This window comes from Achromobacter sp. E1 (assembly GCF_037039475.1).
Lineage (GTDB): Bacteria > Pseudomonadota > Gammaproteobacteria > Burkholderiales > Burkholderiaceae_B > Achromobacter > Achromobacter mucicolens.
Genome location: NZ_CP146253.1, coordinates 5,032,493 through 5,045,320, shown reverse-complemented (window position 1 = coordinate 5,045,320; position 12,828 = coordinate 5,032,493). Strand labels below are relative to the sequence as shown.

At 67.0% G+C, this 12,828-nt stretch carries 13 protein-coding genes; 2 read left to right on the top strand and 11 right to left on the bottom strand.

Features of this window, described 5'->3' with window-relative positions; all coding sequences use genetic code 11:
- Positions 1 to 7 precede the first annotated feature (7 nt).
- The 4 genes from V6V88_RS23400 to rsmD all read right to left on the bottom strand — a co-directional run bounded on the left by V6V88_RS23400 (position 8) and on the right by rsmD (position 2,721).
- On the bottom strand, positions 8 to 1,231 hold the full coding sequence (locus tag V6V88_RS23400) for a benzoate/H(+) symporter BenE family transporter (RefSeq protein ID WP_175156067.1): 1,224 nt from the start codon (positions 1,229 to 1,231) through the stop codon (positions 8 to 10).
- Positions 1,228 to 1,479: a YfhL family 4Fe-4S dicluster ferredoxin gene (locus V6V88_RS23395; RefSeq protein ID WP_042795127.1), complete on the bottom strand. Its 252-nt coding sequence runs from the start codon at positions 1,477 to 1,479 to the stop codon at positions 1,228 to 1,230. Before V6V88_RS23395 ends, V6V88_RS23400 begins: the two co-directional genes overlap by 4 nt.
- A 114-nt stretch (positions 1,480 to 1,593) precedes the next feature.
- Positions 1,594 to 2,097, bottom strand: a complete 504-nt coding sequence (gene coaD, locus V6V88_RS23390; protein ID WP_056558877.1) for a pantetheine-phosphate adenylyltransferase — start codon at positions 2,095 to 2,097, stop codon at positions 1,594 to 1,596.
- 18 nt (positions 2,098 to 2,115) lie between these two features.
- The gene (gene rsmD / locus V6V88_RS23385) at positions 2,116 to 2,721 is read right to left on the bottom strand and encodes a 16S rRNA (guanine(966)-N(2))-methyltransferase RsmD (protein ID WP_056325409.1); all 606 of its coding nucleotides are present in this window, start codon (positions 2,719 to 2,721) and stop codon (positions 2,116 to 2,118) included.
- A 319-nt stretch (positions 2,722 to 3,040) separates the two neighbouring features.
- Here rsmD and ftsY point away from each other — a divergent pair, with 319 nt between their 5' ends.
- Positions 3,041 to 4,210, top strand: a complete 1,170-nt coding sequence (gene ftsY / locus V6V88_RS23380; RefSeq protein WP_338616573.1) for a signal recognition particle-docking protein FtsY — start codon at positions 3,041 to 3,043, stop codon at positions 4,208 to 4,210.
- Between the two features lie 114 nt (positions 4,211 to 4,324).
- Here ftsY and V6V88_RS23375 read toward each other — a convergent pair whose 3' ends face one another.
- The 7 genes from V6V88_RS23375 to V6V88_RS23345 form a co-directional block, all read right to left on the bottom strand.
- The gene (locus V6V88_RS23375) at positions 4,325 to 5,983 is read right to left on the bottom strand and encodes a CYTH and CHAD domain-containing protein (RefSeq protein WP_223572972.1); all 1,659 of its coding nucleotides are present in this window, start codon (positions 5,981 to 5,983) and stop codon (positions 4,325 to 4,327) included.
- Between the two features lie 247 nt (positions 5,984 to 6,230).
- Positions 6,231 to 7,055, bottom strand: coding sequence for a phosphonate ABC transporter, permease protein PhnE (gene phnE, locus V6V88_RS23370; RefSeq protein ID WP_056325416.1), 825 nt, complete (start codon positions 7,053 to 7,055; stop codon positions 6,231 to 6,233).
- Complete coding sequence (phnE, locus tag V6V88_RS23365; RefSeq protein WP_338616572.1) at positions 7,052 to 7,939, bottom strand: phosphonate ABC transporter, permease protein PhnE; 888 nt, start codon at positions 7,937 to 7,939, stop codon at positions 7,052 to 7,054. The genes phnE (V6V88_RS23370) and phnE (V6V88_RS23365) overlap by 4 nt, the downstream gene beginning before the upstream one ends.
- On the bottom strand, positions 7,936 to 8,706 hold the full coding sequence (phnC, locus tag V6V88_RS23360; protein WP_128828945.1) for a phosphonate ABC transporter ATP-binding protein: 771 nt from the start codon (positions 8,704 to 8,706) through the stop codon (positions 7,936 to 7,938). The genes phnE (V6V88_RS23365) and phnC overlap by 4 nt, the downstream gene beginning before the upstream one ends.
- Before the next feature lie 6 nt (positions 8,707 to 8,712).
- The gene (gene phnD, locus V6V88_RS23355; RefSeq protein ID WP_062839590.1) at positions 8,713 to 9,711 is read right to left on the bottom strand and encodes a phosphate/phosphite/phosphonate ABC transporter substrate-binding protein; all 999 of its coding nucleotides are present in this window, start codon (positions 9,709 to 9,711) and stop codon (positions 8,713 to 8,715) included.
- Positions 9,712 to 9,858: 147 nt separating this feature from the next.
- Complete coding sequence (locus V6V88_RS23350; RefSeq protein WP_056325427.1) at positions 9,859 to 10,671, bottom strand: IclR family transcriptional regulator; 813 nt, start codon at positions 10,669 to 10,671, stop codon at positions 9,859 to 9,861.
- A 12-nt stretch (positions 10,672 to 10,683) separates the two neighbouring features.
- Complete coding sequence (locus V6V88_RS23345) at positions 10,684 to 11,502, bottom strand: HAD-IIB family hydrolase (protein WP_338616570.1); 819 nt, start codon at positions 11,500 to 11,502, stop codon at positions 10,684 to 10,686.
- A 148-nt stretch (positions 11,503 to 11,650) separates the two neighbouring features.
- Between V6V88_RS23345 and ribBA the strand changes: the two genes are divergently transcribed.
- Positions 11,651 to 12,826 carry a bifunctional 3,4-dihydroxy-2-butanone-4-phosphate synthase/GTP cyclohydrolase II gene (gene ribBA / locus V6V88_RS23340; RefSeq protein ID WP_056325432.1) on the top strand — a complete coding sequence of 392 codons (1,176 nt, stop codon included), beginning with the start codon at positions 11,651 to 11,653 and terminating at the stop codon, positions 12,824 to 12,826.
- The last annotated feature ends 2 nt before the right edge of the window (positions 12,827 to 12,828 follow it).

The following is a 12,828-nucleotide window of genomic DNA, read 5'->3' as shown; positions in this document are numbered from 1 at the left end:
CCGGGTTTCAAGCGCCAGCGCGGGCGCGCTTGTACTCGAAGGCGGTGTGGGCCACGAGGCCCGCCGCCAGGCCCCAGAAGGCCGAACCAATTCCCCAGAAACTGAATCCCGAGGCCGTCGCCAGCAGCGTGATGAGCGCGGCCTCGCGTCGTTGCGGGTTGGCCATGGCAGCGGCCATGCCGCCCATGATGGTGCCCAGCAGCGCCAGGCCGGCCAATGCCGCCAGCAGGGCAGCGGGTAGCGCCTGGAAGAAGACGGCGACCGCGCCCGCAACGATGCTGAGCGCGACGTAGCTGACGCCGTAAGTGGCAGCGGCGATGTAGCGCTTGCCCGGATCGGGATGCGCTTCGGGCCCCGTGCAGATGGCCGCGCTGATCGCGCCCATGGTGACGCTGTGCGCGCCGAAGGGGGCGGCCAGGAGGCCCAGCAGGCCCGTGGCGGCCACGAGGCGCGAGGCCGGCGGCCGGTAGCCGGCGGCTTGCAGGATGGCCAGGCCGGGCAGGTTTTGCGAGGCCATGGCGACGACAAAGAGGGGAATGCCCAGGCTGACCGCCGCCTGTGCGCTGAAGGCGGGCGTCGTCCACACGAATTCGGTCAGGCGCCAGTCCAGCTGGTCGACCTGCATGAGGCCCATCGCGGCCGCCATGGCCACTGCCACGGCCATCACCACCAGCACGGCGTAGCGCGGCGCCCAGCGGCGGCACAGCAGGTAGGCGGCGCACATGGCCAGCACCAGCGCGGGCTGTTTGTTGATGTTGCTGAAGATGCCCATGCCGAAATTGAGCAGCACGCCAGCCAGCATGGCGGCGGCGACCTCGCCGGGAATGCGGCGCAGGATGGGATCGATCCAGCCGAACAGTCCGCATGCAAGCGTCAGGCCCGCTGCCAGCACGAAAGCGCCCACGGCTTCATTGAACGGAACGCCGGCCAGCGCGGTGACCAGCAGCGCCGCGCCGGGCGTGGACCACGCCATGACCACGGGTAGCCCCGTGCGCAGGCTGTAGAACGCGCCGCCCAGGCCCAGGACGAGGCTCAGCGAGCCGATCCACGAGCCGATGCGCGCCGCGTCCAGGCCGGCTGCATGGCCCGCCTGCACCATCAGCACGGCGGTGCCGCCGAAACTGACCAGGACGGCGACCAGCCCCGCAGCGACCGCGGACGCGGAGAGATCGCGTCGGGCGTGGTGTGGGGAGGGGGAAAGGTTGATGCTTGGCGGCGCCGTGTCGCTCATGCGGCACCGGTCAGGCGTCGATACTTGGCCATGAGCTGCTCCTGGCCTTCATTCCATTGCGGGTGCAGCTCGATGCATTCCACCGGACAGACCACCTTGCACTGCGGCTCGTCGTGGTGGCCGACGCATTCCGTGCACCGGTCGGGGTCGATGACGTAGTAGTCCTCGCCCATGGAAATCGCTTCGTTCGGGCACTGGGGCTCGCAAACGTCGCAATTGATACATTCTTCGGTGATGGTCAGGGCCATGATGGGCTACGGAAAGGCGAGGGGCCCGGCCATTGTAGCGCCGGGCGGCCGGGGCCCGGAAAGCGCGAAAAGGGCGCCTTCGCGCCCCTTTGGGGATGGTGCGGGCGGGGCGCCTCAGCCCGGCCAGGACTGTTCGCGGCGTTCCTTGGCCTTTTCCTGGAGCCAGCGCTCGACGGAGGGGAACACGAACTTGCTGACGTCGCCGCCCAGTTGCGCGATTTCGCGGACGATGGTGCCCGAGATGAACTGGTACTGGTCGGACGGCGTCATGAACAACGTCTCGACGTCGGGCAGCAGATGGCGGTTCATGCCGGCCATCTGGAATTCGTATTCGAAGTCGGACACGGCGCGCAGCCCGCGCACGATGACGCGCCCATTCTGTTCGCGAACGAAGTCCTTCAACAGGCCGCCGAAGCTTTGCACTTCCACGTTGGGATAGTGCCCCAGCACTTCGCGCGCGATGTCCACGCGCTCGTCGATGCTGAAGAAAGGCTTCTTGTTGCGGCTAATGGCGATCCCCACCACGACTTTGTCGAAAAGCGTGGCTGCACGGCGAACCAGGTCCTCGTGGCCCCTGGTCAGCGGGTCGAAAGTGCCGGGATAAACAGCGATGATCATGCGAGCTCCGTACCGTTATTAGTGGTCTACACCATCCTCCGAAGCCGGATTATTGATCGATTTGCGCATCGCAGCAAATTCCAAAAGATGGAAGTGGACCGCGCCGGCCTTGTCCTGCCGCAGAATCTGGAATCCTTCGGGGGCTTCGATGGCGGATTCCGCCTCGACATAGACTAGCCCGTGATCGGTCAAAATGCCCGGCAGGATCGGCCACAGGCGCGGCAGCCAGCCTTGTCCAAAGGGCGGATCCAGCAGGATGAGGTCGAACCGCGAGGCATCCATCCGTTCGGCGACCTGCATCGCATCGCCCACATGGATGCGTATCATGTCGGCTTTGAGTTTGTCGCGCAGTGTCCGCAGCGCGGACGCGGCGGTCTTGTCCCGCTCGACCATCTGCACATGCGCCACGCCGCGCGAGGCCGCCTCGAAGCCCAGGGCGCCGCTGCCGGCAAAAAGATCCAGCACCTGCTTGTCGGCGAACTCGCCGCCCCACAGGTGCGTAAGCCAGTTGAATAGCGTCTCTCGGACCCGGTCGGGCGTGGGACGCAGCGTCTCCACGTCGGGCACGGCGATGGGGGTGCGCCTGTATTGGCCCCCGACGATACGAATATACTTGTTACCCATGTTTAGCCGCTTCTTCAAGAAAAAATCCCCTCCGCCCGCCACGCCGGCTCAGCCCGCGTCGCCGCCGGAGGTTGCCGACGCGCCAGTCGCGCCCGCGGAGCCGTCTTCTGCCCCGTCCAGCCCGTCGCCGGCGTCGTCTTCGCCGGAGCTTCGGCCGGAACCTGCGGCGCCGGTCGCCGCGCCGGTCAGCGCGCCTGTGACGGCGCCTGTGACCCCGCCCGCGGCGCCGCCGGTTCCGGCTGCGCCAGCGCCGTCCGTCTCATCCGCGCCTGCGCCAGTGGCGACGCCCGCGCAGCCTGCGCCGTCCCCGGCACCGGCCATGCCGTCCCTTACGCGCACCGCGCCGGCTTCCGCGCCGGTCGCGGCGCCTGCAGCAGCCGCTTCCGCCGCGCCAGCGGTTGAGCCATTCCGCGCATCGCAGCCGCCCGCACCCGTCATCGCGCCCACGCCTGCACCCGTGGTCCCGGCGCCTGCGCCGGTATCAGCGCCTGCGCCAGTTTCCACGCCTGCGCCTGTCGCAGCACCCGCACCCGTCGTTGCAGCCGTCCCGGAACCCGCACCCGCCGAGGCGCCCAAGAAGGCCTCGTGGCTGTCGCGCCTGAAGCAAGGACTGTCGCGCACCGGTCAGAGCATTGGCGGCATCTTCGTCGGCGTGAAGGTCGACGAGAACCTGTTCGAGGAACTCGAATCGGCCCTCATTATGGCCGATGCGGGCCTTGAGGCCACCGAGAAGCTCCTGACCGCGCTGCGCGCGCGCGTCAAGAAGGAACGTATCGAGGACCCGGCCAAGGTGAAGACGGCCCTGCGCCAGTTGCTGGCCGATCATCTGCGCCCGCTGGAGCGTGCGTTTGACCTGAAACGCACGCAACCGCTGGTGGTGATGATTGCCGGCGTCAACGGCGCGGGCAAGACGACTTCCATCGGCAAGCTGGCGCATACGTTCCAGCGCCAGGGCGCCAGCGTGCTGCTGGCCGCCGGCGACACCTTCCGTGCCGCCGCGCGCGAGCAACTGGTGGAGTGGGGCAGCCGCAACAACGTCAGCGTGATTTCGCAGGACGGCGGCGATCCGGCCGCGGTGGCGTTCGACTCGGTCAATGCCGGCCGCGCACGCGGCATGGGCGTGGTGATGGTGGATACCGCCGGCCGCCTGCCCACGCAGCTGCACCTGATGGAAGAACTGAAGAAGATCCGCCGCGTCATCGGCAAGGCGGATGCGTCCGCGCCGCATGAGGTGCTGCTGGTGGTGGATGGCAACACGGGTCAGAATGCCCTGGCGCAGATCCGCGCGTTTGACGCTGCCATCAACCTGACCGGTCTGGTCGTGACCAAGCTGGACGGCACGGCCAAGGGCGGCACGCTGGCGGCCGTTGCCGCCGGCAGCCAGGGCGTGCGCCCGGTGCCGGTGTATTGGATCGGGGTAGGCGAAAGCCTGGAAGACCTGCAGCCCTTCGTGGCGGACGAGTTCGCGGCGGCATTGCTGGCGGATTGAAGCCGTTCATTCGGCGGGCTGAAGCGCCCCTTTGAAGGCCCCTGGCGGGACGACGCGCAAGCGCCGTCCCGCAGTCGTTTGCGCGTCAGCCACGAGGCCCGCGCGCGATACGTGTCACTTCCAGAAAGGCTTGCTGCGCGCCAGATCATCGAAGGCTTGCTGCGCCTCGATGACCAGTTCGTCCAGGCGCGCGCTGATCCAGCCCAGCGCAAACCACGCCTGCGGATGTGTGGCCGTACACGACTGGTAGTAGTCCTTGGCCATCGCCAGGTCGTTGATCTCGCCCAACACGTCCTGCACGCGGGACAGCAGCTTGCGATAGCCGCGCAGCTTGCTGGCGGGCAGCAGCGATTCGGCGAAAGACAGGCCGTAGCGCAGGCGTTTGCCGCGCTTGCGCAGCTCGTGGCGGGTGGGGATATCCAGCGAGGCGAAATGCGTGCCTTGGTCGGCCACCTTGCCGTGCCAACGGTGCAGGCGGCGGGCCAGGAGCTTGTGCAGACGCTGGGGCTCCGGCTCCGGCGTCAGCATCGGGATGATGGTGGGCTTGACGACGGGACCGGCCATGCCGCCTTCCAGCCGGATGGCGGGTTCGGGCGCGGCGTCGCTGGGCGTGCCGTTGGCGATGGTCTGGCTGTCCGCTTCCGGCTGTACCGCCGGCACGTCGAGCGACCATTCCAGCAGTTCCAGCAGCCAGGCCTGAAACGGCTGGCCGCCTGCAATGGTCTGCGCGTCCGCCTCGGGCGGCGCGGCTTCCATCGGGATCACGGGCATGCCGGCGCGCAGCAGCGCGGGGGCGACGGTTTCGTTCAGCACGTCCTGGTCGCGGTTGGCGCCGAACGCCGCAAAGTGCGTGCGCACGCCTTGCAGCAGGGAACCGGGCACCGGCGCGATCCAGCCATCGAACAGCTTCCAGGCCGACCGCAGCCGGCGCACGCCCACGCGCAATTGATGCACGTGTTCGGAATTGCCTGCGCGGTACACGCCTTCGGTGTCGACTTCGGCTAGAACCGCGGCATTGCGGCAGATCTGGTCCAGGCATTCGGCCGCAATCGCGCCCATTGCCTGGGACGGTGTCATGTCGTTGCGCAGCTTCACGGCGGCGGCGCCGCGCGGCGCCCAGAACTGGGCGATGGCCTGCGCACGCCGCGCTTCGTGATCTTCGCCGGCGGCGGCGTCCACCTCGGCCAGGCGCTGCGCAAGCTGGGCCAGGGCGTCGCCGCGTTCTGACTTGCTGCGCGGATCCAGGATCAGCGCATGCCGCTGCTGCCAGCCGCGTGCGGCGGCGAAGATGGCGGCGGGGCGCCCCGACACCAGTTCGAATTCCAGTTCGGAGATCGGCAGCTCCAGCGCGCCCGCGCGCAGGATGCCGGTGTCGTAGGCCAGCTCCACCGTGCCGTGGCGCGTGCGGATCTTGCGCAAGAGGCGCTGCACGTCGGTTTCGTAGCGCAGGCCCAGTTCGCCTTTGATGGCGGATAGCGGGCCTTCCACTTCGGTGCCGGCATAGACCGACAGGTCAAGCACCGGACCGGGACGAGGGTGGTTCATCTCGATGCGCGAGATCGCGTCGGCGCCGGGCATCTTCAGCGTCTGCACCCAGTCGGGCCCTTCCTGACGCAGCCGGATGGCGATGCGCGCCCGCGCAAGCTCACGCTCTGGCGTGTCGAAATACATGGCATGCAGGCGAAGGCGCGTGGCCTCGCGCTGCTTGACTTCACGCAACACGGCCTGGCGCGAAGCCGTGGGCACGTGCAGTTTCAATTCCTGTTCCGACATGGCAGCGGGTGTCCAACGGCAAAAGCCGAGATCTTAATCAAGGCGCGGGTGCGATTTGATGACCGGTCATATTTTGTTCACATGGAGGATAGACGTGATCGCGCCGCAAAAACAAGGCGGCTGATCAAGGACGTTGACGCGCTTTTGCGTTGCTGGCGAACAGAAAGGAACCCGCCAATAGAAAACGCCGCCCCACAGGGGGCGGCGAAGGAGCGCTGTCAGGGGAAACCGACAAGCGTAAAGCAGGCTACAGGATGCGTTTGCGCGCCTGCGTGATGATGACTTCGGCCAGGACGACGACCACGAAGATGGCGGCCAGCACCAGGGCAACGCGGTCCCACTGGAACAGGTTCAGCGCGGTGTCCAGCGCCATGCCGATGCCGCCGGCGCCCACCAGGCCCAGCACCGCGGATTCGCGCACGTTGATGTCCCAGCGCAGCAGCACGATGGACCAGAACGCCGGGCGGATCTGCGGCCAGTAGGCATACCAGATCACCGATGCCTTGCTGGCGCCGGTGGCCGTGACGGCTTCGATGGGGCCGCGCTGCGCTTCCTCGATGGCTTCGCCAACCAGCTTGCCGACGAACCCGATCGAGCGGAAGGCGATGGCCAGCGTGCCGGCCAGCGCGCCCGGTCCGAAGATGGCGATGAACAGCAGCGCCCAGACCAGCGAATTGACCGACCGGCTGGACACCAGGATCAGGCGGGCCAGCATGTTGATGGTCTTGCTGGGCGTGAGGTTGTTGGCCGCCAGCAGGCCCACCGGCACGGCCATGAACACTGACAGGATGGTGCCAAGCGTGGCGATGTGCAGCGTTTCGATCAGCGCCGCATGCACGCCATCCGGGTAGTAGGCCCAGTCGATCGGCCACATCCGGCGAAAGAGATCGGCCATCTGCTCCGGCGCGTCATACAGGAACTCCGGAATGATCTCCACGCCGCGGATCGCTTGCACGACGGCGGCCACCAGCAGCAGGTACAGCGCAAAGCGCAGCAGGCGCTGGCCCATGCTGTAGCGTTGCCAGACACGCGGCTGGCCAGCGGGGTTCAAGGGGGAAACGTGGGCGTTCATTCGTCCACCTCCGCCTTGCGCGTCGCTGCCGGCTTGCTGGTGCCCAGGCCCCGCGCGCCGGCAAAGCGGCTTTGCAGGATCCGGTCGAAACCCAGGTTGTCCAGGAACACCGCCCGCACGAAGCCAGCCAGGATTTCGCCCAACATGATGATCGCGATCAGGGTCAGCAGGATCGCGCTGACGAAGTCGTAATCGAAACGCTGGAAGGCCGAGAACAACGTGCCGCCCACGCCGCCCGCGCCCACGATCCCCACCATGGTGGAGTTGCGCAGGTTGGAGTCGAATTGGTAGGTGGCAAAGCCGATGAAGCGGGCGAACACCTGCGGCAGCACGCCAAAGACGATGACGTTGGAGAACGACGCGCCGGTGGCGCGCACGGCCTCGACCTGCTTGAGCGAGATTTCTTCGATAGCCTCGGTGAAGAGCTTGCCGATGAAGCCGATGGACGCGACGGTCAGCGCCAGGATGCCTGCCAGTGCGCCAAAGCCCACGGCCTTGACGAACAGGATGGCGACGATGACCGGGTGCAGCGCACGGCACAAAGCGACGATCGACCGCGCGGGCCACGAGATCCACGCGGGCATCAGGTTGCGTGCGCCCAAAAGGCCCACGGGCAGGGCAAGAAAGATGCCCAGCATCGACGCCAGGACCGCGATTTCAAGACTTTCCGCGATGCCCTTCCACAAGGTGGCGGGCTTCTCGAAATTGGGCGGGAACATGCGCGCGAGGAACGTCGAGGCGTGCCCCATGCCGGCCTCGAAACGCGACCAGCTGAAGTCGAGCTGCGCGGCCGCGTAGACGGTGTAGAGCACCAGCAGCAGCAAGCCCAGCTTGGCGCGCCCGGACATGGCGAAGGGGCGGATGGCGCCCCGGGGTTGCGTCATTCCAGCCAAGACTCGCCTCCGTAGATGGTCTTGAGCATGGTGGCGTCCAGGCCCTGTCCGTTGCCGTCATAGACCACGTGGCCGCCCGACATGCCGACGATGCGCGTGGCATAGCGGCGGGCCAGTTCGACGTCGTGGATGTTGACGATGACGGGGATGCCCGTGGCGCTGCCCTGCGCGGACAGCAGCTCCATGATCTCGACGGAGGTCTTGGGGTCGAGCGACGACGTCGGTTCGTCGGCCAGCAGCACCTGCGGGCGCTGCATCAGCGCGCGGGCGATCCCCACGCGTTGGCGCTGGCCGCCCGACAGCGCATCGGCGCGCTGGTCGGCAAATCCGGCAAGGCCCACGGTATCGAGCAGCTTGTAGGCGTGCTCGATGTCCTCGGGCTCGAAGCGGCGCATCCAGGCCTTCATGGCCGAGGTATAGCCCAGCCGTCCGGTCAGCAGGTTTTCCATCACCGTCAGGCGTTCGACCAGGTTGTATTCCTGGAACACCATGCCGATGCGGCGGCGCGCGCGGCGCAGCGAAGCGCCGCGCACTTGCGCCAGATCGACGGTGCCGTCTTCGGACTGCAGGATGATCTCGCCCTTGGTGGGTTCGATCAGCCGGTTGATGCAGCGCAGGAGCGTGCTTTTACCGGTGCCCGACGGCCCGATGATGGCGGTAAGCCCCTGTCCGGCGATCTGCAGGTCGATGCCGTTCAGTACCGGCCGGCCGGCCCGGTATTCCTTGACCAGGCCGGAAATGCGTAGCGACGTCGTCATGCTGGATTACTTCTTGCTCTTGGCGGATTCGCGGTCGTAGGCCGCGCGGTTGAAGCTTTCGCCACCGGACTCGGCGACCTGGCGGACGATGGCCCAGTCCTTCTGGTAGGTCACCGGATAGAAGCGGTCGGCGTTGTCAAAGGCCTTGGACATTTCCGGCGGGAAGCGGTAGTCGTAGAAGCACTTGAGCATCTGGTCGCGGAACTTCGGCTCCAGGTCGTGCGCGTAGGCGAACGACGAGGTCGGGAATTTCTCGCTGGTGTAGATGATGCGGAAATCGGCTTCCTTGACCTGGCCGCGTTCGACCATGCGCTTGAAGACGTCGGACGCCACGGCCGCAGCGTCGTAGTCGCCGGAGTTCACGCCCATGACCGATTGGTCGTGCTTGCCCGAGAAGATGACCTTGTAGTCCTTGTCGGGCGTCAGGCCTTCCTTGGGGAACAGGGCAACGGGCGCCATGTGGCCGGAGTTCGACGAGGGCGCGGTGTGCGCGAGCTTCTTGCCCTTCAGGTCGGTCAGCTTCTGGTAGGGGCTGTCCTTCTTGACGATGACGATCAGGTTGTAGCCCTGGAAGCCGTCGGCGTAGCCCTTGACCGCGAACGGCACGGCGCCCGCGATGTTCACGGCGAAGGCGGTGGGGCCGGTCGAGAAGCCGCCGACGTGCAGGCGGCCCGAGCGCATGGCTTCGATTTCAGCCGCATTGCTCTGCACTTGATAGAACACGACGCGCTTGCCCGTGCACTCGGACAGGTGCTTGGTGAAGGGCTTGAAGATGTCTTCGTACACGGCCGGGTCTTCCACGGGCGTGTACGTGAACACCAGCGTGGAAGGCGTCTTGAGCTTGGACGGATCGGTCGGCGTGTCGGCCACCAGGTCCTTGTTCGAGTCGCAGTACATCTGGTCCAGGTCGCCGCGGTTGGCGCAGGTGTCGGCGGCCTGGGCGGCGGACGCTCCAAAAGCGAATGCGGCCAGCGCGGCCGCCTGCATAAGACGCAAGGCTTGCATCGTGTGTCTCCTCGTATGGGTATTAATTGAATGTTTGCTGAATTCAAACACACAACCGGGGACGGCACACTCGGGAAAGTCCCTGCCTTTCTTTTCGTCTTTTGTTCGTTTTGTTCGCTTTGTTTTCGTTTTTGCGCGAAAGCGCGCTTAGCCGCGGAAGCCCAATTTGCGGGAGATTTCCTGCGCGCAGGCCAGCAACGGCCGCGCGATCGCGCCGTCCCACGACACGTCGAACAGGCCCGTGGGGCCCAGGCTGGTCAGCGCCAGCACGATGCTGCCCGTGTTGTCGAAGACCGGCACGGACAGCGCGTCCACGCCCGGCAGCGGATTGCCCAGCGCGCGGGCCATGCCGTGCACGCGGATGTCCGCCAATTGCGCGTCGATGTTGGCGCGCGAGGCCTTGCGCGGGGGCGGCACGCTGGCGATGACGGCGGTGTCGCCTTCCTCGCGCGCGATGTAGTGTTCGCTGACCTTCGGGGGCAGCCAGGCCGCGAACACCAACCCGGTGGCGGTGTGCAGCATGGACATCACCGTGCCCTTGCGCATGTTCACGTGGACCGGATAGCTGGCTTCGGTCATGTGGATCATGGTGGGACCGTGCGAGCCCAGCACCGCGATGCCCAGCGTGTGGCCGATCTCGGATTGCAGCTTGGCGATCTCGGGCATGGCCACGCGCACGGGATCCAGGCGCTGCAGGCTGACCAGCCCCATCTGCAGGGCGAAGGGGCCCAGTTCGTACTGGCCGGTGGTGGCGTCCTGCTGCACCAGTCCGACGCGGATGAAGCTGACGAGATAAGGGTGCGCCTTGGCGGAGGTCATGCCCGCGCCCGCCGCGAGGTCGCGCAGGGTCAGGGGCTTGCCGGCGTCGACCAGGGCGGCCAGCAGCGGCACGCCCACTTCGATGGACTGGATGCTGCGGCGGCCGTCATTGGCGGGCGCCGCGGTCTTGGAAGTTGCCACGGTGTGCTGACCTCAGGCCGGCTGGACTTGGGAGGGCTGGCGCGCGGCAAGCAGCCGGTCGGCCATTTCGACGAAACCGCCGCCGCCATGGAAGGCGGCCACGAAGGCGGGGCGGTGCGTCAGGCGATGCAGTTGGGCCTGGATGTTGGCCACGCCGACCGAGATCGGGAAGTAGGCGAACATCGGCTCGTCGTTGGGCGAATCGCCAATGAACAGCGTGCTGTCCAGCGCGTCCGCCACGTCCTGGCCGAACTCGCGCTGGAACATGGTGCGCGTCATCGTGAGCTTGTCGTAGTCGCCGAACCAGCCATTGACGTGGATGGAGCTGACCTTGGCTTGCGCGCCCGCGTCCTGGAAGATCTGGACGATGCGGCTGATGGCGGCGTCGGGCAGGGCGGGGACGTCTTCGCAGAAATCGATGGCCAGGTCGGCCACGCGATAGTCCTGGTCGCTGGCGACGGCGCTGCCGGGCACCTCGGCCAGGACGCGGTCGCGGATGGCGTCCAGCCGCTTGCGGCTTTCCTGGCGCGAAGCGGCGTCGGTCCAGTAATGCGTGGTCATGCGGCGGGCCTTGCGGTCGTAGGCGTAGTAGAACGCGCCGTTCTCGCCGACCACGGCGCGCACGGGCCACATGCGCGCGATGTGGTCGCACCAGCCGGCCGGACGGCCGGTGATGGGCACGACCTGGATGTCGGCCTGTTCCAGGCGTTCAAGCGCGGCGTACGCGTCGGCCGGCAGGCGGCCTTCGGTGGTCAGCGTGTCGTCGATGTCGGTCAGGACGACGCGGACGGCTGCCGCGACGTTCAAAGGCATGGCCGCAAGGGCTTGCATGAGGTTTTTCCTTCGTTTTTCTGGGGGATCTCCGGGCGAAAGTTTAACCGGACGGCCCCATCCGGACGGGCCGTCCAGACACGAATAGGGGTTCGGCCCAGAGGGGCGGTAAAATCCGGGCTTTCCCGCCTGGTTTACGCGTCACGCCATGTCCGTCCAGTTGTCCTCCCTGCCCGGCTCCGAGCCGGAATCCTTCGGCATCGCTTCGGTTGCCGAGATCATCGCCGAGCTGCGCGCCGGCCGCATCGTCATCCTGGTTGACGAAGAAGACCGCGAAAACGAGGGCGACCTCGTCATGGCCGCCGAATTCGTCACGCCCGAAGCCATCAACTTCATGGTCACCCACGGCCGCGGCCTGGTGTGCCTGACCCTGACCGAAGAACGCTGTCGCCAGCTCGAGCTGCCCATGATGGCCGCCCGCAACGGCACGCGTTATGGCACCAATTTCACGCAATCGATCGAAGCCGCCGTGGGCGTCGAGACCGGCATCTCGGCCGCCGACCGCGCCCGCACCATCCAGGTGGCGGTGGCGCGCGACGCCAAGCCGGCCGATCTGGTCCAGCCCGGCCATATCTTCCCGGTGCGCGCCGTTCCCGGCGGCGTGCTGGTGCGCGCCGGCCACACCGAGGCCGGCTGCGACCTGACCGCCATGGCGGGCCTGACGCCTGCCGCCGTGATCTGCGAAATCCTCAAGCCCGACGGCACCATGGCCCGCCTGCCGGACCTGGTCGAATTCGCGCGCCAGCATGGCCTGAAGATCGGCACCATCGCCGACCTGATCCAGTATCGCAGCGAACACGAGTCCATCGTCAAGCGCGTGGGCAAGCGCACCATGCAGACGGCCTGGGGCACGTTCGAGGCCGTGGCCTACGAAGACGCCGCCACCGGCTCCGCCCACTTGGCGCTGGTGCATGGTAATGTGACTCCCGACGCCGAGACGCTGGTGCGCGTGCACGAGCCCGCGTCCGTGCTGGATGTGCTGGATACCGGCGCAAGTCCGCATAGCTGGGGCGTGGCCCAGGCGCTGGAGGCCATCGCCGCCGCCCCGGCCGGCGTGCTGGTGCTGATGAACTGCCAGTCTTCCACGGAACACCTGTTTGGCCAGATTGCAGGCTGGAACGACCCGAAGGCCCAGGCCAATTCCGCCAACGCCGACCGCTTCGGCCTGCGCACCTACGGGATCGGCGCCCAGATTCTGCGCGACCTGAACGTGGGTCAAATGAGGCTCCTGGCCCGGCCGCGCAAGATGCCCAGCATGGCGGGCTTCTCGCTCACCATTACGGGTTACGATTGCGACCCGCAGAACACTCCCGCAACACACTGAAG